This window comes from Pararhodobacter sp., from assembly GCF_034676545.1.
In the GTDB taxonomy this organism is placed as follows: domain Bacteria; phylum Pseudomonadota; class Alphaproteobacteria; order Rhodobacterales; family Rhodobacteraceae; genus Pararhodobacter.
Window position 1 is genome coordinate 519,245 of sequence record NZ_JAUCBZ010000015.1, and the last position, 24,682, is coordinate 543,926.

At 63.0% G+C, this 24,682-nt stretch carries 23 protein-coding genes and 1 tRNA gene; 10 read left to right on the top strand and 14 right to left on the bottom strand.

Annotation, left to right across the window (positions count from 1 at the left end):
• Positions 1-142: 142 nt before the first annotated feature.
• Together VDQ28_RS05990 and VDQ28_RS05995 are read left to right on the top strand one after the other, a co-directional pair.
• Positions 143-1,225 carry a transglutaminase family protein gene (locus tag VDQ28_RS05990; protein ID WP_323035063.1) on the top strand — a complete coding sequence of 361 codons (1,083 nt, stop codon included), beginning with the start codon at positions 143-145 and terminating at the stop codon, positions 1,223-1,225.
• On the top strand, positions 1,222-2,490 hold the full coding sequence (locus tag VDQ28_RS05995) for a phosphopantothenoylcysteine decarboxylase (RefSeq protein ID WP_323035064.1): 1,269 nt from the start codon (positions 1,222-1,224) through the stop codon (positions 2,488-2,490). The genes VDQ28_RS05990 and VDQ28_RS05995 overlap by 4 nt, the downstream gene beginning before the upstream one ends.
• A 39-nt stretch (positions 2,491-2,529) precedes the next feature.
• On the opposite strand, the gene VDQ28_RS06000 is transcribed toward VDQ28_RS05995, so the two are convergent.
• The gene (locus tag VDQ28_RS06000) at positions 2,530-3,234 is read right to left on the bottom strand and encodes a hypothetical protein (protein ID WP_323035065.1); all 705 of its coding nucleotides are present in this window, start codon (positions 3,232-3,234) and stop codon (positions 2,530-2,532) included.
• Positions 3,206-3,499 (bottom strand): hypothetical protein, encoded by a 294-nt coding sequence (locus VDQ28_RS06005; protein WP_323035066.1) that lies wholly within the window; start codon positions 3,497-3,499, stop codon positions 3,206-3,208. Before VDQ28_RS06005 ends, VDQ28_RS06000 begins: the two co-directional genes overlap by 29 nt.
• A gap of 249 nt (positions 3,500-3,748) precedes the next feature.
• Between VDQ28_RS06005 and VDQ28_RS06010 the strand changes: the two genes are divergently transcribed.
• From VDQ28_RS06010 to VDQ28_RS06020, 3 genes are all read left to right on the top strand, one after another.
• A complete protein-coding gene (locus tag VDQ28_RS06010) occupies positions 3,749-4,369 on the top strand; it encodes a hypothetical protein (protein ID WP_323035067.1) in 621 nt (206 codons plus the stop codon).
• Between the two features lie 215 nt (positions 4,370-4,584).
• A complete protein-coding gene (locus VDQ28_RS06015) occupies positions 4,585-5,211 on the top strand; it encodes a ribonuclease HII (RefSeq protein WP_323035068.1) in 627 nt (208 codons plus the stop codon).
• 116 nt (positions 5,212-5,327) lie between these two features.
• Positions 5,328-6,437: a site-specific DNA-methyltransferase gene (locus tag VDQ28_RS06020; RefSeq protein ID WP_323035069.1), complete on the top strand. Its 1,110-nt coding sequence runs from the start codon at positions 5,328-5,330 to the stop codon at positions 6,435-6,437.
• A gap of 95 nt (positions 6,438-6,532) precedes the next feature.
• Here the strand turns inward: VDQ28_RS06020 and VDQ28_RS06025 are convergent, their stop codons facing one another.
• The 7 genes from VDQ28_RS06025 to VDQ28_RS06055 all read right to left on the bottom strand — a co-directional run bounded on the left by VDQ28_RS06025 (position 6,533) and on the right by VDQ28_RS06055 (position 14,313).
• Entirely contained in the window at positions 6,533-7,234 is a 702-nt protein-coding gene (locus VDQ28_RS06025; RefSeq protein ID WP_323035070.1) for an SDR family oxidoreductase, read from the bottom strand.
• Positions 7,235-7,321: 87 nt separating this feature from the next.
• On the bottom strand, positions 7,322-7,465 hold the full coding sequence (locus tag VDQ28_RS06030) for a hypothetical protein (protein ID WP_323035071.1): 144 nt from the start codon (positions 7,463-7,465) through the stop codon (positions 7,322-7,324).
• Between the two features lie 4 nt (positions 7,466-7,469).
• On the bottom strand, positions 7,470-8,306 hold the full coding sequence (locus VDQ28_RS06035; protein WP_323035072.1) for an NAD(P)-dependent oxidoreductase: 837 nt from the start codon (positions 8,304-8,306) through the stop codon (positions 7,470-7,472).
• 34 nt (positions 8,307-8,340) lie between these two features.
• Positions 8,341-9,540 carry an FAD-binding oxidoreductase gene (locus tag VDQ28_RS06040; protein WP_323035073.1) on the bottom strand — a complete coding sequence of 400 codons (1,200 nt, stop codon included), beginning with the start codon at positions 9,538-9,540 and terminating at the stop codon, positions 8,341-8,343.
• On the bottom strand, positions 9,540-11,240 hold the full coding sequence (locus tag VDQ28_RS06045) for a hydantoinase B/oxoprolinase family protein (RefSeq protein ID WP_323035074.1): 1,701 nt from the start codon (positions 11,238-11,240) through the stop codon (positions 9,540-9,542). The genes VDQ28_RS06040 and VDQ28_RS06045 overlap by 1 nt, the downstream gene beginning before the upstream one ends.
• On the bottom strand, positions 11,233-13,323 hold the full coding sequence (locus tag VDQ28_RS06050) for a hydantoinase/oxoprolinase family protein (RefSeq protein ID WP_323035075.1): 2,091 nt from the start codon (positions 13,321-13,323) through the stop codon (positions 11,233-11,235). The genes VDQ28_RS06045 and VDQ28_RS06050 overlap by 8 nt, the downstream gene beginning before the upstream one ends.
• Before the next feature lie 84 nt (positions 13,324-13,407).
• Positions 13,408-14,313: a LysR family transcriptional regulator gene (locus VDQ28_RS06055; protein ID WP_323035076.1), complete on the bottom strand. Its 906-nt coding sequence runs from the start codon at positions 14,311-14,313 to the stop codon at positions 13,408-13,410.
• Between the two features lie 148 nt (positions 14,314-14,461).
• On the opposite strand from VDQ28_RS06055, the gene hutI reads away from it, so the two are divergent.
• Genes hutI through hutU form a run of 3 tightly spaced genes read left to right on the top strand, consistent with a single transcriptional unit; the run spans position 14,462 to position 18,116 of the window.
• Complete coding sequence (gene hutI, locus VDQ28_RS06060) at positions 14,462-15,664, top strand: imidazolonepropionase (RefSeq protein ID WP_323035077.1); 1,203 nt, start codon at positions 14,462-14,464, stop codon at positions 15,662-15,664.
• Positions 15,661-16,446 (top strand): N-formylglutamate deformylase, encoded by a 786-nt coding sequence (gene hutG / locus VDQ28_RS06065; protein ID WP_323035078.1) that lies wholly within the window; start codon positions 15,661-15,663, stop codon positions 16,444-16,446. The genes hutI and hutG overlap by 4 nt, the downstream gene beginning before the upstream one ends.
• A complete protein-coding gene (hutU, locus tag VDQ28_RS06070) occupies positions 16,443-18,116 on the top strand; it encodes a urocanate hydratase (protein WP_323035079.1) in 1,674 nt (557 codons plus the stop codon). Before hutG ends, hutU begins: the two co-directional genes overlap by 4 nt.
• Positions 18,117-18,257: 141 nt before the next feature.
• Here hutU and VDQ28_RS06075 read toward each other — a convergent pair.
• The 3 genes from VDQ28_RS06075 to VDQ28_RS06085 all read right to left on the bottom strand — a co-directional run bounded on the left by VDQ28_RS06075 (position 18,258) and on the right by VDQ28_RS06085 (position 19,672).
• A tRNA-Lys gene (locus VDQ28_RS06075) sits at positions 18,258-18,332 on the bottom strand.
• A gap of 123 nt (positions 18,333-18,455) precedes the next feature.
• On the bottom strand, positions 18,456-19,175 hold the full coding sequence (locus tag VDQ28_RS06080; protein ID WP_323035080.1) for a response regulator: 720 nt from the start codon (positions 19,173-19,175) through the stop codon (positions 18,456-18,458).
• Complete coding sequence (locus VDQ28_RS06085) at positions 19,172-19,672, bottom strand: MarR family winged helix-turn-helix transcriptional regulator (RefSeq protein WP_323035081.1); 501 nt, start codon at positions 19,670-19,672, stop codon at positions 19,172-19,174. The genes VDQ28_RS06080 and VDQ28_RS06085 overlap by 4 nt, the downstream gene beginning before the upstream one ends.
• A gap of 166 nt (positions 19,673-19,838) precedes the next feature.
• On the opposite strand from VDQ28_RS06085, the gene VDQ28_RS06090 reads away from it, so the two are divergent.
• The gene (locus VDQ28_RS06090; RefSeq protein ID WP_323035082.1) at positions 19,839-20,708 is read left to right on the top strand and encodes a branched-chain amino acid aminotransferase; all 870 of its coding nucleotides are present in this window, start codon (positions 19,839-19,841) and stop codon (positions 20,706-20,708) included.
• Positions 20,709-20,970: 262 nt separating this feature from the next.
• Positions 20,971-21,978, top strand: a complete 1,008-nt coding sequence (locus VDQ28_RS06095) for a TAXI family TRAP transporter solute-binding subunit (RefSeq protein ID WP_323035083.1) — start codon at positions 20,971-20,973, stop codon at positions 21,976-21,978.
• A gap of 333 nt (positions 21,979-22,311) precedes the next feature.
• Here VDQ28_RS06095 and VDQ28_RS06100 read toward each other — a convergent pair whose 3' ends face one another.
• Together VDQ28_RS06100 and VDQ28_RS06105 are read right to left on the bottom strand one after the other, a co-directional pair.
• Positions 22,312-23,301 (bottom strand): MDR family oxidoreductase, encoded by a 990-nt coding sequence (locus tag VDQ28_RS06100; protein ID WP_323035084.1) that lies wholly within the window; start codon positions 23,299-23,301, stop codon positions 22,312-22,314.
• A gap of 121 nt (positions 23,302-23,422) precedes the next feature.
• Positions 23,423-24,628 carry a TsoY family (seleno)protein gene (locus VDQ28_RS06105; RefSeq protein ID WP_323035085.1) on the bottom strand — a complete coding sequence of 402 codons (1,206 nt, stop codon included), beginning with the start codon at positions 24,626-24,628 and terminating at the stop codon, positions 23,423-23,425.
• Positions 24,629-24,682 lie beyond the last annotated feature (54 nt).

The window sequence follows — 24,682 nt, forward strand, 5'->3', positions numbered from 1 at the left end:
CGCTACATTGTTGTTCTTTTGGAAACAAAGCTCTTCTTTAGCGTGAGTTCAGGCGCTAACCTGAAACAGTGCGCGATCCCAAAAGCTGCCTGCTTGGGGAGGGTCGGCACCAATTACCGTTTTTTTCACCTTGGGGGACACAATGAAAACTATCGCTGCAAACCGGCTCAACCCAGAATTGCTGGAACTCTTCGCCGATTCAACTCTTGGATTGTATCTTGACACCGAAACCGATGCGACCTTTGCGCAGGGCGCGGTGACGCAACTGGCACCCGGCGAGGCACTGCCCGAACTCGGCGCGCACCCATTGCATGTGGTGCTGGACGGCCGACTGACCGGTCAAAAGGACTGGTTTGGTCCGGGCAATCATTTCGAAACCCGCGGTCAAACCCTGACCGCGCTTGATCAGCCCGCGCGTGTCTGGTCGCTGGATCTGGCCGATGCGGGATGGATCAAATCCGAAAACCAGCCGCTGCGCAAATCGATGGTTCATGCCCTGATCGCCGCCGATGCGGCCGAACGCGACGCAACGCCCCCGGCCGCCCTGCCAGAACCGCAAACCCTGTGCGATGTCGATCACCCGGAAATCCGCCGCCGTGCCGCACGTCTGCGACGCACGACACCTGCGGCCACCGCCGAGGCCGTGCTGAAATTCGTGCATGGGTTCCCGTATCGGTTTGGCACATGGCAAGAGCGCGCCTCCGACACGCTGGCGCGCGGCGTTGGCATGTGCACCACCAAGACCAACCTTCAGGTTGCGCTGATGCGCGCCGCCGGGCTTGAGGCCGGTTACGTCGAGATCCCGATGTCCACCAGCGTGTTGGGCAAGCTGATGCCGACCGGCTGGCTGGCGTTGCAGCGCCCCACCGTCAAACACTATTTCGCGGCGGTAAAGCTGAACGGGGCCTGGCATGGCGCGGATTCGTCCTATGACGTCGCCAGCTACCGCATTTTCCTGGAAATGTTCCCCTGGATGGCGCATCGCGAAGACCCCGTCCTGACCGAGGGCTCGCCCTATATCCCGGCGCTGGAAATCCAGCACGCCAACCTGTTCGATATCGCAGCCGTTGACAGCATCGCCGAGGAAATGGGCAAACGCAGCCGCTTTCTGCCGCGCCATTTCGAGGCCCTGAACACCCGCATGGACCGTGCCCGCGGGGCGCATTTGCAATGGGGCAAAGTGGCGTTACTGTCCGAGTCAAAAAGCGGAGAAGCACGCGCATGAGCCTTTACGATTGGGATTTTTCGGCGCCCACCCTGTCCGGGATGGGCGATCACGATGTACCGCGCGCGTCCGACAGGTTGTCGGGCCGGCGGATCGCGCTGCTGGTCACGGGTGGCATTGCGGCGATGAAAGCGCCAGAAATCGCACGCGGCTTGCGGCGGCACGGGGCCCATGTCACGGCCTTCGCCAGCGAGGATGCGCTGCGCTACGTCGCGCGCGAGGCGCTGGAATGGGCGACCCTGGGGCCGGTGGTGACGGGCCTCACCTGGAAGGCCGAACACCTGAGCGACGCCGCTCCCTTCGACACCTATCTCGTTGCCCCCGCCACGCATTCGACGATTGCGAAAATGGCGCAGGGTATCGGCGATACGGTGGTCACCTCGACGTTGATTTCGGCGCTGGGCCGAATGGAGCGCGGGCAAACACAGGTGCTGGTCGCGCCGACCATGCACGGCACGATGCACAACGCGCAATTGGTGGACAACGCGCGCCGATTGGCGGCGCAGGGCGTGCACCTGATCCGGCCGCGCGATGCCTATGGCAAGCACAACCTGCCCGACACCGAGACGCTGTGCATTGCGGTTGGGCGTGCGCTCAGCGACTCGGCGCTCAAGGGGCGGGCGATCATGGTGACCGCAGGGCCGACGCCGGTGCCGATTGATGGCGTGCGGCGCATCGTCAATCGCTTCCGCGGTCGGTTGGGCGCACGCATCGCCGAGGAACTGACCTGGCGCGGCGCCGAGGCCGAGTTGATCCTGGGCGATGGGGCGTGGCGACCCAAGACGCCCATGCCGATCACCATCACCCGCACCTTTGACGAGTATCGCGACACGGTCGTTGCGCGTGCAAAATCAGGCCTGTGGGCGGGGATCTTTTCGGCGGGGGTGGCCGATTACCGGCCAAAACAGGCGATCAGTGGCAAGATATCGTCCGGGCAATCCTCGCTGTTGCTGGATCTGGAGCCGACCGAGAAAGTCATCGACCTGGCGATGAACGCGGGCGGCGCGATGCATGCCATTGCCTTCAAATACCTTGAAGGGGTCAGCGAAGAGGAGCTGATCCGCGTCGCCTCGAAACGCTTGGACCGCGCCAGTCTGGTGGTCGCCACACGCGGCGAGGACACGCGCGGCACCGAGCAACGCGCGCTGATGGTGCGGTCTGACGGGGTGACTCCGGTTGACAACAAAGCGCTGATTGCCGCCGCGATTGCCGATCATCTTGAGGGGTTGGCCCAGGCCGCAGCGATGGTGAAAGCCGCCGAATGACCCAGACGCGAGGGGGGCCACGCCCTCCTCGCGCCGATCTCAGATCATGCGGATGACGTCTTTTTCCACCGTCAACATATAGCCCTGCCGCGCGATGTTGCGCACCAGAAGTTCCGAGACAATCTGGTTGCCCAGGGAATCGCGCAACCGCTTGATGCGCGTGGCCCCCGCGGCCTCCTCGCAATCGGGTTCACGGCGTCCCGAAATCACCGATTCCAGCTGCGCCCCGGTCAGCATATCGCCATCCATGCGCGCCTCGGCCAGCACGGCCAGCGTTTCCACGGCGGCTTCGGTCAGGTTCAACTCCAGATCATTCAGGTAAACCTTGCGCTCGGCCCGGCTGATCACCAGCGATGACACCTGAATCCCGGCCTTTTGCACCACGGCCAACTTTCGGTTCAGCGCGATCAGGGCAATCACCAGCACCAGCGCCGTGATCAGCAACGCCGTGCCGAACACCATCAGCACGAAAATCACCATCCGGTAGCTGATCAGAACCTCGGAAAACGTCGTGCCGGATTGGCCCAGGATCTCCAGCAAGCGCAGCGCCGCCGCATCGGTCAGATCCGCGTTCTCGGTGAATATCTGCTGCACGCGCGCATTATAGGCGTTCGTGTCCGGCAGGTTGATGAACAGCAAGACGGCCGCCAACGCCAGAATTGCGACGATTGCGGCCAGGCCAAGCAGGATCGCGCGCGAGCCGCCGCGCGTGAGGTCAGAAGCGGAGATAATATTGTCCGGCATTATTGCGTCGTGCTCCCAGGCCTTCTGGTCCGAATGTGGACAAAACATTGGACAAGGTCCAGCCATTCTGTGCCAAACGGGGTTGCAAATAGCTGGCAGCCGCAGCGGCGTTGCACGATACCGAGTCCGGCAGTTGCACGACGCCATAGTGGAAGCGCACCGGATTGCTTTGCTGCGCGCGATAGTCCGCATAGCATTCCGCCGAGGCTGGCAGGGCCAAAACCAAAGAGGCCCCAAGCGCGCAGAGAATCGTTTTCAAGGTCATAGCTGTTCACCTTCTCAGGGCAAGGCCCATATCGTGTTCCTGTGTTGTCCCGACCATGACGAATGCCGCGATGCTATGCAATATCAGGCCCTTGAAACGGGGTCTTGGGCGGTTGGTTATCGGATAACCAAGCCTCGATATTGCGTGACGCGCAGCAGGGGCACAGGATCAACCGCAAGGCGACACGGGCCGATCCTGACGCTGCCTGCCCTGCGTTCCTTCAAGAAAGGTAATCAAATGACCCTCCACATGCCCCCTCCTGGTGCGCGGTTCCGCCGGACATCCCGTCGGTTGACCCTGCTTGTCGGTGCCGCTGCCATCGCTCTGGCTGGCCTTACCGCCAGCGCGCGCCCCGCCAAGGCCGATACCGAGGATATCCTGCGCTTCCTCGCGGGCGCGGTGATCATTGCCGCGATCATCAATGCCGTCGATGACCGCCATACGCCGCGCTATATCGACCGCTGGGTATTGCCCGACTCGTGCCTGGAAACCATGCGCGTGAACCATCGGCGTATTCAGATTTACAACGCCCGCTGTCTCAGCCGGGCGGGGTATTACAACCTGCCCAACCGCTGCGAGCGCACCTTTTGGGTCAACGGCCGCAACCGACGCGGATATGTTGCCGAATGCTTGTGGGATGCCGGGTATTACCGTGAAGGCGGCCGATATGCCCCGCCGTATTACGCACCTCCGCGCTATGTGCCCCCGTATTTTGACCCGCCCCGGCATTCTCCGCCGTACAACGGCTGGCGCAACCCGCCCGACGGCGGCTTTCCGAGCCCGCGTGACGACGGCGGTATTCGCCGGGATCTGCCGCCCGCGCGCCCCGGGTTGCCGCCGCGCTGGACGCAGCCCGGCCAGGATCGCTGATCCTGTTCCTGGTTCGGTGTCACAGCGCCACAAAACGATTTTCTAACGAATGCCTGTTACATGGATTGTGATGCGAGTGGTTTGAATGTCGGTGCTTGTTTTTCGCGTGATGCCGTACCAGTGGACGGAACCCGGCCCCCCAGCCGGGTACGGGGCAGGCCTTCGGGCCTGCCCTTCCGGCTTGCCGGTCGCGGTGCCGCATGATTGAAGGCGCTATGCCCAGCCCTCGCATCACCCCCGATTTCGATCTTGAGCGCGCCGCTCAAGCCCAAGGGTACACGCTGGTCGCCGGCGTCGATGAGGTTGGCCGCGGTCCCCTGTGCGGCCCGGTGACCGCCGCCGCCTGCATCCTGGACCCGGCGCGCATTCCGCCCGGCATCAACGACAGCAAGCGCCTGACCGAAGCGGATCGCCTCCGGCTGGCCGCAGAGATCAAAACCAGCGCAATCGCCTGGGCCGTCGCCCATGCCTCGGTCGCCGAAATCGACGCGATCAACATCCTGCAAGCCAGTCATCTCGCCATGAAGAGAGCCTTGCAAACCCTTGATCCTATGGCCGTTTTTACCCTTGTAGATGGCAACCGAATGCCCCGTGACATGGCCATGCCGGGGCAAACGGTGATCAAGGGAGACGCCAAATCCCTGTCGATTGCCGCCGCCTCGATCCTCGCCAAGGTCGAACGGGACCAAATCATGCGCGATTTGGCCATTTTGCACCCCGAATTCGGCTGGGAAACCAACATGGGCTACCCGACACCCCTGCATCTGGCAGCGCTAACGCAATTTGGACCCACCCCACATCATCGAACCAGCTTCGCCCCGGTGCGCAAGATGTTGTGTTAAGAAAATTAAATAACGGTCTGATTCAATTAGGAATTGACCTCTTGGCCTCTTTGACTCATCTTAGGCCATAACGGAGCGCCACCGACTTATAAAAACGGCGCCCGATTGAGGCAGACATGGCAACCAAGACTCGGGCTCCGGAAGCGCGTGCGCTTCCGCTGGACCAAATTCTTGCGGGCGATTGTATTGAGATCATGAACGGCTTGCCCGAGGGCAGCGTCGATCTGATCTTTGCAGACCCGCCCTATAACCTTCAGCTGAAGGGGTCCTTGCACCGTCCTGACAATTCTCAGGTCGATGCGGTGGATGATCACTGGGATCAATTCTCCAGCTTCGCGGCCTATGACAGCTTCACCCGCGATTGGCTGGCGGCTGCGCGCCGCATCCTCAAGCCGAACGGCGCGATCTGGGTGATCGGCAGCTATCACAACATCTTCCGCGTGGGGGCGTCGTTGCAGGATGCCGGCTACTGGATCCTGAATGACGTCATCTGGCGCAAATCCAACCCGATGCCGAATTTCCGCGGCATGCGCCTGACGAATGCGCATGAAACGATGATCTGGGCGTCGAAGTCCGAGGGCGCGAAATACACGTTCAATTACGAGGCGCTGAAGGCCCTGAACGAGGGGATTCAGATGCGCAGCGATTGGGTGCTGCCGATCTGCACCGGGCATGAGCGCCTGAAAGACGACAAAGGCGACAAGGCCCATCCGACGCAAAAGCCGGAATCCTTGCTGCATCGTGTCCTGGTTGGCTCGACCAACGAAGGCGACGTCGTGCTGGACCCGTTCTTTGGCACCGGCACCACCGGCGCTGTTGCCAAGATGCTGGGCCGCCACTTTATCGGCATCGAGCGCGAGGAGGCCTATCGCAAGGCCGCCACCGCCCGGCTTGCCAAGGTGCGCAGGCTGGATGCCTCGGCGCTGGAAACAACCACCTCGAAACGCGCCGAACCACGGGTGCCCTTTGGCCAGTTGGTCGAACGCGGCCTGCTGCGGCCCGGCGAGGTGCTGATCAACGCGCGCGGCCAGGCGGCCAAAGTGCGCGTCGACGGATCGCTCGTCTCCGAGAAACACCGAGGCTCGATCCATCAGGTCGGGGCCGCGCTGGAAGGCGCGCCCTCGTGCAACGGCTGGACCTATTGGCAATACAAACGCGAAGGCCAGTTGATCCCGATTGATATTCTACGTCAGCAAATCCGCTCGGACATGAGCAAGGAGCTCTGACAATCCTCCAGTTTACCGCCAGCGTCCGGGCTCCCAAGGCTTGGATGCAACTTTATACCCCGGCCTTGTGCCGGGGTCTTTTTTTTGCGCGGTGCTCAGACAGAGGCCGTCAAACCGCCATCCACCCGCAGGTTTTGCCCGGTCATATAGCTGCTTTCCTCCGAGATCAGGAAACGCACGACGCTCGACACCTCCGCGACCCGGGCATAGCGCCCGGTTGGGATCCGCGCGACTCGGTCGGGTTTCTCGGGCAGACTGTCGATGAATCCCGGCAGCACGTTGTTCATTCGCAGACCCGCCGCCGCGTGTTTGGTCGACCACAGCTTTGCATAGGTCGCCAGACTGGCGCGGAATACGGCCGAGGTGGGGAAATCGGGGTCAGGCTCGAACGCGGCAAAAGTCGAGATGTTGACGATCGAGCCGACACCCTGCGCGGCCATGATCGGCGTCACCAGTTTGGTCATGCGGATCACGTTGAGCAGGTAGTAATCCATGCCCAGGTGCCAATCGTCGTCGCTGATCGCGTCGATATCGCCCTTTGGCCCGTGCCCCGTGCAATTCACGACCCCGTCGATCCGGCCGAATTGGTCCATCGCCCGCGCCACGAACGCCGCCAGATCATCGGGGACGAGGTTCGAGCCGGTCATGCCCAGCCCCCCCAACTCACGGCCCAGCGCCTCGCCCCTGCCCGACGAGGACAGGACGCCGACGTCATAGCCGTGCCGGGCCAATTGGCGGGCGGCATCGGCCCCGATTCCGCTGCCTCCACCGACGATCAAGGCGACTGGTTTGTGCATGACTTCTCCTTTTCGCAACAGCTATCCATGGCGACAGAGGAACCCTGCCGCCTGAGGTCACCGCCGTCCACGACGCGCGCGGCTGGCTTACTTTTCGGCTTTCGCTTTTTCCGCCGCCGCCTTCATGCGGGCCAGCAGCTCGGCCTTGTCGGGCGTCTTGCCCTGCTTGTCGTACGGGTTGCGGGGTTCTTTGGTCTTGCGCTTGGGTGCGCCTGATTTGCCATAATCCATCGTGTCAGATCTCTTTCTTGTCGTTAACGATGTTCATCGTCGCCACACCACTATGCCCCAATGCGACCGAAGCAAAGGGGCCACCGTGGTGCATTTGCCCGGCATCCGTCGGGTCGGCGGGCGGCGCTTCGGCCAGAACCTTGGCCGCGAATTGCTCGGCGTTGTCCTTGGGCCGGTAGCCCAGATGCGAGGCCAGACGGTTATCCACCGGCACCCGGTCGTTGTTCGAGACACCGTAAACGATGGTAAACCCGGTGGTCGGCGTGTCAATCGCGCGCGTCACCATGTGGATCAGGTCATCATAGGACAGCCACGAACCCAGCGCGCGCGGATTGTTGACCTGCGCCGCCGACAGGATGCGCATACAGACCGACTCCAGCCCGCGCTTGTCCCAGTACAGCGATGCCAGATCCTCGGCAAAACACTTGGCGAGGCCGTAGAACGTATCCGGCCGGTGCGGCGCGTCGGTGCCGATGAAATCCTGCTTTTTATGCATCCCCACCGCGTGAATCGAGCTGGCATAGACCACCCGGCGCACCTTGTGCTGATAGGCGGCCTCCCAGACGTTATAGGCCCCGATGAAATTCGGCCCCAGCAGCGTCTCGAACGGGCGTTCGTCACCGATGGCCCCGAAATGCACCACCATATCCGCGCCCTCGATGACCGCAGACATGTCCTCCAGGCTTTCCAGATTGGCCTTTTGATAGCGCTCGCCGGGATAGAGTGTGCCGATATCGTCAAACAGGTCGGTCGAGACCAACTCGTCGCACATCTTGCTGAGTGGCTCGCGCAGATACGACCCCAAGCGCCCGGCAGCCCCGGTCAGAACAAGTTTCTTCATCGTGCAAATCCTTCAATCGTCGCGCTTTCGCGCTTCATATCACGGCTTTTTCAATCAATGGCTCCTTGCGCGCAACCCGGTCATAGCCAAACGGCGACAGGTCCAGCGTACGGAATGCGCCATAGGTCACCAGTTCCGAAATCCCGCGCCCCATGGCCGGCGACTGCTGCAACCCGTGGCCCGAGAAGCCGTTGAGGAACAGGAAGTTCTCAACCTGAGTGTGCGGCCCCAGAACGGCGTTCTGGTCCAGCGTGTTATAGGCATAATGACCGGCCCATTCGGTGACGATCTTGATCGACTCGAATTGCGGGATGCGGGTGGCGATGATCGGCCAGACGTGATCCTGCCACAGATCCGGGTCCATGCGGAAGTCGTCGTAATCAACGGCAGGGTCCGGGTCGCCCTTGGAGCCCGCCAGATAGGTTTTCGGCCCATCCTGACGCATGTGCACGCCGCTGGGGTCGATGGTCAGCGGCAGATCGCGGCTGAGGGGTTTCTCGGCGCTGAACACCCAAGTATAGCGTTTGCGTGGCTCCACCGGCAGGTCGATCCCCGCCATCCGGGCCGTGCGCGCGGCACGCGGGCCCGAGGCATTGATCACCGTGCCGCAGCCGATGACCGCGCCCGAGGCCAGGGTGACGCTCTCCACCCGCGTCCCCGACGCATTGCGCGTCATCGCCACAACCTCGTCCGCGATGTATTCGACGCCCCGCGCCCGCGCCGATCTGCGCCACCAGTCGAACACCGTGCCGCCGTCCCAATAGCCTTCGTCCTTGGTGTTGATGCTGCCCAACAGGATGTCATCGACCACAAAGAACGGGTATTCGGCGCGTATCTGATCGGCCGTCAACAGCCGCGTTTCCGCCCCCGCCGCCAGTTGCACCGTCTGATTCGCGCGCAGCGTGTCAGCAAAACCCGGAGTATCCGCCAGATACAGATAGCCGTAATTCTGGATCGTCAGCTCGGGCACACGCGGATCGCCGCCCATATACTGCCGCAGGTTCTTGACGAAATCGGCGGCAAATTGCGAAATCCGCACGTTCAGCGGGTTGGAAAACTGCTGGCGCATACAGGAATTGGTGTGCGCGGTAGAGCAGCTTTGATAGCTGGGGTCTTTCTCGACCACCAGAATGCGCCCGGTGAAATCCGGGTTATCGGTCAGGAACCACGCCGCCGAGGAGCCCATGATCGCCCCGCCGATGATCACCACGTCATAGGTTTCGTGTTGCGGCATCAGAACCCCTCACCCAAGGCTGCACGCGCCAGAACATCGTCAATCACGTCGGCCTCCAGCCCATATACATCCCGCGCAGTCTTGGCGGAAATATAGCCCAGCGCAAGATCGCGCCGCACTTGTCCCGGGTCACGATCCGGCGCCGCGCCGTAGCCCGCGCCACCCGGAAACGCCATCATCACCCGGCGGCCATGCGGCACGAATTGCTTGCCCTTGCCGCGCATCTTTGTGCCGTCATCCTGCGCGATGGTGGTCGGCGCGCCCGGCCCGCCGCCACGACGGCCCAGCGCCGGATGATCCACCCGGTCGAGCATCGCCTGAATGTCGAACTCGAACCCCTCGCGCGCGCCGACCTCCATATATTGCCCCAACCCGCCACGAAATTGCCCGGTGCCGCCTGAATCCGGCCGCAGCTCCTTGCGCCAGATGATCACCGGACCGACCTGTTCGGTGGCCTCGACCGGCATGGTCATCACGCCCGAGGGGAACGCCGTGGCGTTCATCCCGTCCAGCGTCGGCCGCGCCCCTGCGCCGCCCGAGTTGAAGGTCAGCACCTCGCTTCGGCCCACGCCCGCAGGCCCGTCAGACCGGGGCCGCAGCGACACCTGAAAATTGCACAGGCACCCTGCCCCCTCGGCGGGCACGGTGTTCGGCAACAACTGATCCAGCGCGTTATAGACCGTATCCGGCACCATATGGCCGATCACATGCCTCAGCGCCACGGGCGCGGGGTGGACGGCGTTGACGATGCTATCGACCGGGGCGACCACCTCGAACGGCGCGAGGCTGGCGGCGTTGTTGGGGATTTCCGGCGCAATCGCACATTTCAGCGCGTAGCAGGAATAGGCCTTGGTATAGACCAGCGGCACGTTGATGCCTTTCTTGTCCAGCCCGCTGGTGCCCTCCCAGTCACACAGCACGCGGTCACGCGCAATCGTTACCCGCACTTTCAGGTCGATCGGCTTGGAATAGCCATCAATCCGCATCGCGCCATCGGCCACACCGGGCGTCAGGGCGTTGATCCGCTCCAAGGTCGCCTTGCGCGAGTTGGTCAGGATGAAATCGGAAATCCCGCCCAGATCGGCCAGCGCAAATTCGCGCATCATGTCGATCAACCGACGGTGGCCAATCTCGTTGCAGGTGGCCAGCGCGTAGATATCGCCGATCAACTGATCCGGCTCGCGCACATTGCCGCGAATGATCGTGATCAGCGTGCGATCCACCGCGCCCTTGTCGGCCAGCCGCATGATCGGCAGATACAACCCCTCCTCATAGACCGAGTTCGCATCCGCCCCGAACCCACGCCCGCCGATATCGACGATATGCGCGGTGCAGGCAAAGAACCCGACCAGCGCGCCGTTGTGAAAACTGGGTGTCACCACGGTGATGTCGTGCAGATGCCCGGTGCCCTCCCAGGGGTCGTTGGTCAGATAGACATCACCCTCGGCCATCGTCTCGCGCCCAATGCGCCGGATGAAATGCGGCACGGCGTCGGCCATGGCGTTCACATGGCCGGGCGTTCCGGTCACCGCCTGCGCCAGCATCTGCCCCTGCGCGTTATAGACCCCCGCCGACAGATCGCCCGCCTCGCGCACCGAGGTCGAGAACGCGGTGCGCACCAAGGCCTGCGCCTGTTCCTCGACCACCGAGATCAGGCGGTTCCACATGACCTGATAGGCAACTTTGCTGACCTCAGCCATGGGCGGCCTCCTTGGTGCGAATATCCAGACACCCATCGGCCTGCGCGATCATCGAGCGACTGGTGGGAATGATGATGGTGGTTTCTTCCTCAGTGACAACAGCGGGGCCATCGACGGTCTGGCCGGTGGTCAACTGGCCGCGCTCGACCACTGTGGCCTCGGTTACATGGCCCAGCGCCGGGTCGAACAGGGTGCGCGTGCCGCTGCTGGGTGCGGAGCCACTTGGCACTGCAGGCGCAAGGCGCGCGACGGCATCGGTCAACGTAAAGGCGTTGACCGACCAGACGGTGATCTCCGCCTCCATCCCCTCGACGGATCGACCAAACAGCTTGACATAATCCGCCTCGAACAGGCGCAGGAACGTCTCGGCATCGGGGTTTGCCGCTTGCTCGGGCGTCAACGACACCGGGATTTCCCAGCCTTGCCCGGAATAGCGCATGTAGACCTTGTGCTCTGACAGGATCTCGGCCGTCGCATCGCAGGATTGCACGAAACTGCACGCCTCGGCCTCCATCTCCTTGAACAGCGCCGTGACCTTTGCCGGATCAAACGCGCCGATCTTCATAAAGACCGAGCGGTTGGCCTCAAAGCTGAACGGCGCGCGCAAAAACCCGATGGCCGAGCCGACGCCCGCCCCCTGCGGCACCAGACAGCGCGCGATGCCCAGCTTTTCGCACAGCCGCGCGGCGTGCAGGGGGGCCGCGCCGCCAAAGGCGATCATCGTGTAATCCGACAGATCCTCGCCATTCTCAACGGCATGAACCCGCGCGGCATTGGCCATATTCTCATCGACCACCTCGGCCAGCCCCCAGGCGGCCTCAACGGCGTCCATCTCCAGCCGGTCGCCCAGATGCACGCGCAGCGCCGTGCGCGAGGCGTCAGGATACAAAGGAATCGAGCCGCCCGCGAAATTGTCGGGGTCCAGCTTGCCCAGCACCAGATCGGCATCGGTCACCGCCGGACGTTCGCCACCGCGCCCATAGCACGCAGGCCCCGGCTCTGACCCGGCACTTTCCGGCCCGACGCGGATTTGCCCCAGCACATCGACATGCGCCAAAGACCCGCCGCCCGCGCCGATCTCGACCATGTCGATCACCGGAATCGAGATCGGCATGCCAGAGCCTTTCTTGAACCGATACGTCCGCGCCACCTCGAACACCCGCGCGGTTTTCGGTGTCTGGTTCTTGATCAGGCAAATCTTGGCCGTGGTGCCGCCCATATCGAAGGACAAAACCTTGTCCAACCCATGCCGCGCGGCAATATCGGCGGCGAACACCGCCCCGCCCGCCGGGCCGGATTCGACCAGCCGCACCGGAAATTCCGCCGCCGTCTCGATGTCGATGATCCCGCCGCCCGAATGCATCAGGAACACCGGGCAATCCGCGCCCTCGGCGGCCAGACGCCCCTTCAGCCGCCCCAGATAGGATTTCATCAGCGGCTTGATATAGGCGTTGGCGATGGTGGTGTTGAACCGCTCGTATTCGCGCATCTGCGGCGAGACTTGCGAGGACAGCGACACCATGACCCCCGGCAAACGCGCGGCCAGAACCTGCGCGATCAGCCGTTCATGCGCGTCATTCACATAGGAATGCAACAGGCCCACCGCGATACTCTCATAGCCTGCCGCGCCCAGCGTATCGGCCAGCGCCTCGACCTCGGCACGCTCCAGCGGCATCAAGACCTCGCCGCGTGCATCCATGCGCTCGGTCACCACATAGCGGCGGTTCCGGGCCAGCAGGGGTTCGGGCAGCGTCAGGTTCAGATCATATTGCTCGAACCGGCTTTCGGTGCGCATTTCGATGACATCGCGAAAACCCTTGGTGGTGATCAGCGCCGTCTTCGCCCCGCGCCGCTCGATCAGCGCATTGGTCGCCAGGGTCGTGCCGTGGATGATCTGCCCGATGGATGAGGCCGCAACCCCGGCCTTGGCGCAAACCCGGTGCATCCCCTCCAGGATCGCCTCCTCGGGCGCGCTGTAGGTGGTCAGAACCTTGGTCGAGTGCCGCGCAGTGCCAACCTCAAGGACCACATCGGTAAAGGTGCCGCCGATATCGACGCCCAATCTGATAGAATCACGCGCCATGAGCGGGCCTCCGTTGGTTCATTCCAGTGGCAAACCTAGCACTCGCCTACGATAAACAATAATCCTTTGATGTAATGATAAGGATCAGGATTTGTTATCCTTCGCCGGATAAAGCCGCTGCGCGATCTCCACCGCCGCCGTGACATAGGCCGGGGCCGGGTCCAGCACATACCGCGCGGCAAAGCGCAGATTGTCGGGGTGCCAGGCATAATTCAGCCGCTGCAAACGCCCGTCCGCCAAAGCCTCGGCGACCATATCCAGCGGCAGACAGGCAATGCCCAGCCCGTCGAGCGCCATCAACAGGCTGGTGCCGATATTCGACGCCGACACCAAGCGCACCTCTTGGCCGATCTCGCGGAAATGGGCCTCGAGCTGGCGCTGCGGCACCGTGCGGCGCGAGTGGGTCAAAATGGCATGGGGCGCGATATCCTGCGGCTGAACCCGGGCCGCAAACGGCCCCAGTCCGGGTGCCGCAACCCAGGCATAAGCCGATTGCCCCAGCGGCACGGTGCAGCGCGCCTCTTGCGCGAACGGGCCGCTTTGAAACACCAGATCCAGATCGCGGTCGAACAGCGCCTTGCTCAGCGTGGCGCTCAGATCCACCGTCAGATCAATGTCGATCGCCGGAAACCGCGCCCGCATATCCAGCAGGAAGGCCCGCAGCCATGTGTGCGCCACCATCTCGCTGACGCCCAGCCGCAGCACGCCCTTGAACAGCGTCTCATCGCCCACCACGGCCTGAAACGCCTCGGCCGCCGCCAGAATATCGCGCGCCGGGCGCAGCAGGTCCTGCCCCTTGGGCGTCAGGCGCACCGAGCCCGCGTCCCGCTCCATCAACCGCACGCCCAGCCGTTCCTCAAGCTGCGACATCCGGCTGGAGATGTTGGGCTGTGTCGTGTTCAGCCGCTCTGCCGCGCGCCGGAACGTGCCCAGATCAGCGACCGACACGAACGCCTCGATATGTTTCAGGGTAAAGGGAATCCGGGTCATGCCGCGCCTCAAAGCCTCTGGCTGGTCTTGCATCCCGGCTTTGCCAAGTCAAAGGCCAAGGCAATTTTCGGCACCAGGCGATATCCGCGTTGACATTAATATGTAAATACATATTGGATAGGGCGATACCTTCAGCCAAGGACCGACCATGCCCAGCACAACTGTCTTTTCCAACGCCACCGCCGCAACCATGACGCCCGAAACCGCGGATTACGGGCTGGTGCGCAACGCGGCGATTGTGGTTTCGGACGGGCGGATTGCCTGGGTTGGGGCGCAAGAGGCGCTGCCCGAACCCTATCGCGATGCGCCGACGCAAGATCTGGACGGGCGGCTGGTCACCCCGGCGCTGATCGACTGTCACACGCATATCGTGCATGGCGGCAACCGCGCGATGGAGTTCGAGATGCGGCTGCAAGGCGCCAGTTACGAGGAGGTCGCGCGCGCGGGCGGCGGTATTGTCTCGACCGTCTCGGCAACCCGCGAGGCCAGCTTTGACGAGTTGCTGGCCAAGGCCCTGACCCGCGCCGATGCCTTGATCGCGCAGGGTGTCAGCACCGTTGAAATCAAGTCCGGCTATGGTCTGAACCAAGAAACCGAACTCAAGATGCTGCGCGTCGCCCGCGCGATTGCGCAACACCGCCCGATTCGCGTGATGACCAGCTTTCTGGGCGCGCATGCCGTGCCCAAGGGCATGGATGCCGACGCCTATATCGACACGATCTGTATTCCGGCCCTGAACGCGGCCCACGCCGAGGGGCTGGTCGATGCGGTGGACGGGTTCTGCGAGGGCATCGCCTTTGACACGACGCAGATCAGCCGCGTGTTCGATCAGGCCCGCGCCCTGGGTCTGCCGCTCAAATTGCACGCCGAGCAACTCAGCAACATCGGTGGCACGGCCTTGGCCGCGCGCTATGGTGCGATGTCCGCCGATCACGTCGAATACGCGACCGAGGACGACGCCAGGGCGCTGGCCGCCTCGGGCACCGTTGCGGTGATTCTGCCGGGCGCGTTCTACACGATCCACGAGACCCAGGCCCCACCAATACAGGCGTTCCGCGATCATGGCGTGCCGATGGCCGTCGCGACCGACTGGAACCCCGGCACCTCGCCGCTGGGGTCGATTCTGCTGGCGATGAACATGGCCTGCACCCTGTTCCGCATGACCCCCGCCGAGGCTTTGGCCGGCACCACCCGCAACGCCGCCCGCGCGCTGGGCCTGACGGATACCGGCACCATCGCGCCGGGGATGCGCGCCGATCTGGCGATCTGGAATGTCGCGGAACCTGCGGAACTGTCCTACGGTATCGGCATCAACCCACTGCACAACCGCATCTTTGGAGGGGTTCAATGAGCCTTCTGGAAATATCCCGCGCCGACAGCCCTCTGGTTCTGGGTCTGCCGCACACTGGCACCGACATTCCGGCCGATTGCGCGGCGGGTCTCAATGACACGGGCCGCGCGATTGCCGATACCGACTGGCATATCCATGAGCTTTATGCGGGGCTGGTCGAGGCCACGACGGTGCGCACCCTGGTGCATCGTTATGTGATCGACGCCAACCGCGACCCGACCGGAGTCAGCCTCTATCCCGGCCAGAACACCACCGGGCTTTGCCCGCTGACCGATTTCGACGGGCAGCCGATTTACCACCCCGGACAGGAACCCGACGCCGCCGAGATCGAGCGCCGCCGCGCCACCTATCACGCGCCCTATCATGCCGCCCTGGTCGCGGAACTGGCCCGCGTCAAAGCCATCCACGGCTTCGCGATCCTCTATGATTGTCACTCGATCCGCTCACAGATCCCGTTCCTGTTCGACGGCACGCTGCCCGATTTCAACATCGGCACCAACAATGGCGAAACCTGTGATCCCGCCATCGAGCGCGCCACCTATGACATTTGCCAGGCCGCGTCCGGCTACACCTCGATCCTGAACGGTCGCTTCAAGGGCGGCTGGACCACGCGCCACTATGGCCAGCCCGGCCAAGGCGTGCACGCGATCCAGATGGAACTGGCGCAATCGACCTATATGCAGGAGAGCCCGGATTGGCCCTATGACTCCGCCAAGGCCCGCGCCCTGCGCCCGCATCTGAAAACCATCCTCAACACCCTGACCGCCTGGAGGCCCCAATGAGCGACCCGCGCAAGAACACCCGTGACATCTACCCCCCAACCGGGCCGAACCTGACGGCGAAAAGCTGGATGACCGAGGCCCCCCTCAGGATGCTGATGAACAACCTGCACCCGGATGTGGCCGAGAACCCGCATGAGCTGGTGGTCTACGGCGGTATCGGACGTGCGGCGCGCACCTGGCAGGATTTCGACAGCATCGTCGCCACGCTGACCGACCTCGAGGCCGACGAAACGCTGGTCGTGCAGTCGGGCAAGCCGATTGCCGTGGTCAAGACCCATACGGACGCGCCGCGCGTGCTGATCGCCAACTCGAACCTCGTGCCGCATTGGGCGACCTGGGATCATTTCAACGAACTCGATAAAAAGGGTCTGGCGATGTACGGCCAGATGACCGCCGGGTCGTGGATCTACATCGGCAGCCAGGGCATCGTGCAGGGCACCTACGAGACCTTTGTCGAGGCCGGGCGCCAGCACTACGGCGGCTCGCTCAAGGGCAAATGGATCCTCACCGGCGGTCTGGGTGGCATGGGCGGCGCGCAGCCTTTGGCGGCGGTGATGGCGGGCGCGTGCTGCCTTGCCGTCGAATGCAACCCCGACAGCATCGATTTCCGCCTGCGCACCCGCTATGTCGATGAAAAGACCGACAGCCTCGATGAAGCGCTGGCGATGATCGACCGCTGGACCAAGGCCGGCGAGGCGAAATCCGTGGGCCTGTTGGGCAACGCCGCCGATGTGTTCCCGGAGCTTTACCGCCGCGGTATTCGCCCCGATATCGTCACCGACCAGACCAGCGCCCACGACCCGCGCCACGGCTATCTGCCGCAGGGCTGGACGATGGCCGAATGGAAGGCCAAGCAGGACAGCGACCCCAAAGCCGTCGAGAAAGCCGCGCGCGCCAGCATGAAGGTGCAAGTGGCGGCGATGGTCGATTTCCACAACGCGGGCGTGCCGACCGTCGATTATGGCAACAACATCCGGCAGATGGCGCTGGAGGAAGGGCTGGAAAATGCCTTTGCCTTCCCCGGTTTCGTGCCCGCCTATATCCGCCCGCTGTTCTGCCGGGGGATCGGGCCGTTCCGCTGGGTGGCGCTGTCGGGCGACCCCGAGGATATCTATAAAACCGACCAGAAGATGAAAGAGCTGTTCCCCGAGAACAAGCATCTGCATCAATGGCTTGATATGGCCCGCGAACGGATCGCGTTTCAGGGCCTGCCCGCGCGGATCTGCTGGATCGGCCTCGGCGACCGGCATCGCGCCGGATTGGCGTTCAACGAGATGGTCGCCAATGGCGAGCTGAAAGCGCCGATCGTGATCGGCCGCGACCACCTCGACAGCGGCTCGGTCGCCTCGCCCAACCGCGAGACCGAAGCGATGAAGGATGGCTCGGACGCGGTGTCGGACTGGCCCTTGCTGAACGCTTTGGTCAACACGGCCTCGGGCGCGACCTGGGTCAGCATCCACCACGGCGGCGGCGTCGGCATGGGCTTCAGCCAGCATGCGGGCGTGGTGATCTGCGCCGATGGCACGCCCGAGGCCGCCAAGCGGCTGGAGCGCGTGTTGTGGAACGATCCGGCCAGCGGTGTCTGGCGTCATGCCGATGCAGGGTATGAGGACGCGGTTGCCTGTGCGCGCGAACACGGGCTGAAGCTGCCGCGCATTCTGGGCAACTAAGACCCACACCCAAAGATCGAATCAGGCGGCGCTTTGCCCAAGCGCCGCCTGCGTGCGTTTCGGACGGCCCGCAAAGGCCCATATCGTCAGCCGGAAAATGCGAAAAGGCTCAAGCATCGCTGCTTGAGCCTTTGAATTTATTGGTGAGCCGGATTGGGATCGAACCAATGGCCAGCTGATTAAAAGTCAGCTGCTCTACCGCTGAGCTACCGGCCCACACTGCGAGGCTAACTAGAAAGAACCGCCGCCCGGGTCAAGCCGAAACATGCGTTTTTCTGTCAGATATCTGTCCTTTACCGCACCAGCCACCTCGCATGGTCCTGTTTTTCGCTGTCCTGGTTATCCGGGCGTCAGCAGATAGCCCTCGCCGCGCACGGTCTGCAAAAAGCGTGGACGGCGCGGATCCGGCTCGATCTTGCGGCGCAAGCGGGTGATCTGCACGTCAATGGCCCGCTCTTGCGAAAGCTCGGCGGCCATATGCCCGCGATCACGGCCCAGATATTCCACCAGCGCCTCACGGCTGACAACCTCGCCCTGCCGCCCGGCCAGCACCCGCATCAACGCAGCCTCGGTCTGGGTCAGGCGCACCGGCTCGGTGCCGTCGCGCAGGTCGCCAGAGTCGACCTCGTAGCGCATCCGCCCCAGCATCAGGACCTGCGGCGCCAGCGACGCGGGCGCGGCCTTGGGCGCGCGCCGCAAGATGGCATTGATTCGCAGCACCAACTCACGCGGCTCGAAGGGTTTGGACAGGTAATCATCCGCGCCCGCCTCAAAACCCGCGATCCGGTCGCGCGCCTCGCCCCGCGCGGTCAGCAAGATCACCGGGGTGCCGATTTCGCCGCGCAACCAGTGCGTCAGGGCCACGCCATCCTCGCCCGGCATCATCACATCCAGCACGATCAGATCAAACGCCAACCCGGTCAGCAAGCGCCGCGCCTGCGCCGCATCGCGCGCGGCGGTCACCATGAACCCCTGTTTCATCAGATACCGCTTGAGCAGTTCCCGGATGCGTTCGTCATCATCGACAATCAGCAGATGTGCGGCGGACAGGTCGCTCATGGTCGGCCATCCTTGTGCGGGGTGCCCTGTGCGCGGACCGGTTCATCCATCATCGCCTCCAACACCTGCCGAAACCCAGCCACCGCTTGTGGCCCCGCCGCGCGATAGGCCGCGCGCATCCGTGCGCGCTGCGCCTCGGACAGCTGGCGCTCAAGCTCTGCGCCCGCTTCGGTCAGGTACAGGTGCCGCTCGCGTCGATCCTGCCGCCCGACCCGCGATTCCACCAACCCGTCGGCAATCAGCGTGCGCAGCACCCGGTTCAGCGATTGCTTGGTCACGCCGAGCACCGACAACAGGTTGTTCACCGTCGTGCCGCGGCTGCGATTGATGAAATGCAGCGCCCGATGATGCGCACGACCATAGGACAAATCCGCCAGAATCCGATCCGGATCGGCGGTGAACCCGCGATAGGCGAAGAACATCGCCTCGATCCCCTTGCGCAACTGCTCATCCGTCAGGAACAGCAGGTTCTCACCACTGGTATTGCCGTCAACCATCGCTTTGCCACCTTTGCACCGCCACCCGGTTCTGTGGGGTCATTTTATGTCAGAGTTATTGACATTCCAAGAATCTATTGCTAGCGACGAGCACAATTCGCGCAACTTTATGTCCGTATCGGACCTAACCAGCGCAACTTATGTAAAATCGCGATAGGAGGCAGCAATGGCCGGCGCATATGACGACAGAGACGGATTCATCTGGATGGATGGCAAACTGGTGCCGTGGCGCGACGCCACGGTCCACGTCCTGACCCATGCGCTGCATTATGCGTCCTCGGTGTTCGAGGGTGAGCGTTGCTACTCCGGCAAGATCTTCAAAAGCCGCGAACATTCGGCGCGGCTGATCGAATCCGGTCGCCTGCTGGATATGGTCGTGCCCTATACGGTCGATCAGATCGAAGAGGCCAAATACGCGATGCTCAAGGCCAATGGCTGGACCGACGCCTATGTGCGCGTTGTCGCCTGGCGTGGCGCGGGTGACGACATGGGGGTTTCCGCCCGCCGCAACCCGGTGCGCATGGCCGTCGCGGGCTGGGAATGGGGCGCCTATTACGGTGACGCCAAATGGCAGGGTGCCAAGCTGGACATCGCCAAATGGAAGCGCCCCTCGCCCGAAACCATCCCGACGGCCGCCAAAGCCGCCGGCCTGTACATGATCTGCACGATGTCCAAACACGCCGCCGAGGCCAAGGGCTGCTCGGATGCGCTGTTCATGGATTATCGCGGCTACGTCGCCGAGGCGACCGGTGCCAACGTGTTCTTCGTCAAGGATGGCGAGGTGCATACGCCGCTGGCCGATGCGTTCCTCAACGGATTGACCCGTCAAACCGTGATCCAGATGCTGAAGGACATGGGTGTCGTCGTGCATGAACGCCACATCATGCCCGACGAACTGCCCGGTTTCTCGGAATGCTGGCTGACCGGCACCGCCGCCGAGGTCACCCCCGTTGGCCAGATCGGCGAGCATCACTTCCAGGTCGGTGATCTGACGCGCAAAGTGTCGGACAGCTATGAAAAACTGGTGCGCAGTTAAGCGAGAAACCGGTGCGCGGTTGATCGGCAACGGTTGATCCCGCGGGATTGATCGCCGGGCCAGCGGTGGCAGCGGGTGCGTTTCGGTCAACTGCCACTGCGGGTTTCACGCGATTGTATTGCCACGATCCGCGCGGCGGCCTTTTCGTCGCCGCGCGTTCGGTCTATTGCTGGTCGAAATTCCTTGGGTCCGGGCCTTTCATTTCCCCGCGGCTGCCCTGCAGTTGCAGGCCAGTACCCTCAATTTCGATCGGAGAGACCCCATGTCATTTCAAGTTGCACAACGCATTCTGCTGGCAGTGGGTCTGGTGTGTGGCGCGACGGCCCCGGTCCTGGCGCAAGACGAAGAACCGCGCAATTATATCATGGCCACCGCGCAAGACGGTGGCACCTATTATCCGGTTGGCGTGGCGATGGCCGTGCTGTCAACGATCCATCTGCAACCGTCATTCGGGTTCGACATCGAGGCCGTCACCTCGGGCGGGTCGCTTGATAATCTGCGTCTGATGCGCGACGGCGACGCGCAGTTCGGGATGCTCGAAGTGTTGGCCGGAACCTGGGCACGCGATGGCACCGGGCCGCTTGCAGAAATCGGCCCGCAAGACAATCTGCGCGCCATCACGATGCTCTGGCCCGATGTCGAGCACTTCCTGATCAGCACGGCGCTGGCCGAAACCGGCACAATCGCCGATCTGGCCGGTTTGGCGGGGCGCGGGTTTGCGATGGGGCCGCTGGGCTCTGGCACCGAATATACCAACACGTTGCTGTTCGAGAATTTCGGCTTTGACTATGCCTCATGGGGTATCGTGCATCAAACCTATGAGCAATCCGCCCAGGCCCTGCTGGACGGAACCATTGCCGGGGTGAACATCGGCTCTGGCGTTGGCGTGAATACGGTGCATTCGGTGATGACCCAGATGGGCGACTTGCTGACCCTGCTGTCCGTCACCGACGAACAGGCCGCGGCGCTGGATGGCGGTCTGGGCATCCTGTCCACGACACTGATCCCGCCAGGAACCTATCCCGGCATCGAGGCTCCGCTGCAAACCGTGTCGCTGCCGAATTTCCTTTCGGTGAATGCCGATGTGCCCGCCGAAGATGTTTACGAATTCACCCGCGTCTTGTTCGAAAATCTCGAATACCTCTGCGGTGTGCATCAAGCCGCCTGCGCGCTATCCCTTGACGGCGCGCAAAACGGCTTGCCCGTAGACCTGCATCCGGGTGCCGCCCGGTATTTCCGCGAAATGGGCATGGAAGCCTCTGATCCGTAGCCACCGCAGCACCTGATGCTACAGGCACGTCAAAGAGGTGCATTGCACCCATGCTGCGCGTTCGGTTGTGCGCAGAGACGTCTGCCTTGATCTATCGACCGGGTCCGCAATCTCTGGCCTTGTTGATACAAGGGAATACCGATCAACGCCAAATTGGGCTTACGTCCTGCGGCGGGCGTGATTGCCGCACCTATCGAGACACATGCGCAAATGCGTTGCCGGCAAAGCGCCTTGCGCAGCGGGCAGGCAACACCCGCCCCCGACGTGGCCCGCAGCCTGAATTGAGCGCCCGACATCGCACGGTCTGGGGCTGCCAGGTTCATCCCCCGGCCATTACGCGTTCACGTCAACCACGACCCGGCCTTGCACCTGACCCTTGAGAATCGCGGCACCAAGTTGCGGCAGGTCCGCCAGCGTGGCGGGTTGCACCATTGCCTCCAGCGTCTTCATCGGCAGATCGCGCGAGATGCGCGACCATGCCCGCAACCGCGAATTATAAGGCCGCATCACGGAATCTATGCCCAGCAGATTGACGCCGCGCAGCAGGAACGGAATGACCGTGGCGGGCAATTGCGAGCCGCCCGCCAACCCCACCGACGATACCGACGCGCCGTATTTCATCTGCCCCAGCACCCGCGCCAACATCGCCCCGCCAACGGAATCGATGCACCCGGCCCAGGTCTCGGTCTCCAGCGGGCGCTTGACGGTTTCCGCCAGTTCCGCGCGCGCAATGATGCGGCGCGCGCCCAGCGATTTCAGGTAAGGCTCCAGCTCTGGCCGCCCGGTGACCGCCGCCACCTGATAGCCCAGCTTCGCCAGAATCGCCACCGCGACCGAGCCAACGCCGCCCGCAGCACCCGTGACCAGCACCTCGCCCGCGCCGGGCGCCAGGCCGTGATCCTCCAGCGCCATGACCGCCAGCATCGCCGTGAACCCCGCCGTGCCGACCGCCATCGCCTGCCGCGTGGTCAGCCCGTCCGGCAGAGGCACCAGCCAATCGGCATTCACCCGCGCCTTGGTCGCATAGCCGCCCCAATGCACCTCGCCGACGCGCCAGCCCGTCAGGACAACCTTGTCCCCGGCGCGATACCGCGGGTCATCCGAGGTCTCGACAGTGCCCGCGAAATCAATGCCCGGAACATGCGGATAGCTGCGCACCAACCCGCCGCCCGCGGTCATGCACAGCCCGTCCTTGTAGTTCAGCGTGGTATATTCGACTGCAACCGTCACATTCCCCTCGGGCAGACGGGCATCGTCAAGGGTCTGGACTGACGCCGAAACCTCACCGGACTCGGACTTTTCGACAACGAGGGCTTTGAACATGAGCGTTCCTCCTGTGATTCCCTCTGTCTAGCGCACCGGCCCCGCCTTGTGCAGCCCCCGGTCGCGCATGAAAAATGGGCGACCCCTTGGGGCCGCCCTGCACGCGTCACCTTGGAACCGGTTATTCCGCGGGCATCACCGCCGCCGGGTGGGTTGCACCAAAATGGCGGCGGTTGAGCACCAGAACCAGCGCAACCATGGCAAACTGCGAGACCATCGTCACCGCGATCAAGGCCCAGTACCCGGCGCTGAACTTGTCCACCAGATCGACCGCAACCAGACCTTTGTGGATGAAGAACTGCATCAAGACCGCGAAACCGACACCGGGGCAGACCAGCGCATAGCTCATCACCGAGGTTTCGCGACCCCAGATGAAACGCTTTGCGTAGTTGTGGCGGTTCAGGATCAGGACACCGAACATGCCAAACAACACCTGCACCGAGACCAGCTTCGCCAGCAGCATGAAGGTTTCACCGTCCGAAACATGCGCCTGAAAATGCTCTCCCAGACCGTGGTTCTGCCGCAGCAGCATGATGCCCAGAACGGTCATCACCGGCATCAGGATCATCAGCGTCGGCGCGGTTTCCGCGTTGGTGCCGTGATCCAGCATCGAGCGAACCCCAAGGATCAGCGCGATAGCGGCAAGGATTGATGCGGTGACAAAGAAGAACATGGAAAAGACGATCGAGAACCCGACCACGGTTGCGCTGGTGCTCATGCCTGCGGGTGCTGCAAGGCCAACCGCGACCATCGCAAAAGCAAACGCGGGCAGGATCTGGCCAAAGCTGTTGTTGGCCTTGTCGCTGAAGCCCCCCTCGACCTTGATGCGGGCGATGAACTGGCCAAAGAGGCGAAACGCCAGATAGCCAATGCCCAGAAAGGCAAGCACGGCCAGTGGGAACAGGTATTCCACAATGGTCCACAGGCCCGGCACAAACACCAGCCCGGCAATGAACAACCCGTTCACCGACATGGCCAACGCCAGCGGCATCGCCATCAACTGGCTTTGCGCGTTGGTCTTGCTGAACGTGGCAAAGGCCTCGGTGTGCTTCCACTGGTTGTACTGCGACAGGTTCCAGAACAGGGACTTGAGGTTCAGGAACACCATGCCGGCAATGCCGACCATCGCGCCAAGGATCATCACCTGCATCGCGAATGAGCCGGTTTGAAACGCGGCCATGATGTCTTCGAACACGGGCACCGACTTGCCGGGATGCGGCACCCAGAACATCAGCCACATGAAGAACGTCACCGACAGACCTCCGGCCCCAAGTGACGCAAGGAAATACATCGGGCTATAGGTATCGGCGGGGCGCGTGGGTGTCATGGCACTCTCCTTTGAATTCACGATTTGGAATATGTTTAGTATGCAAAAAACTGA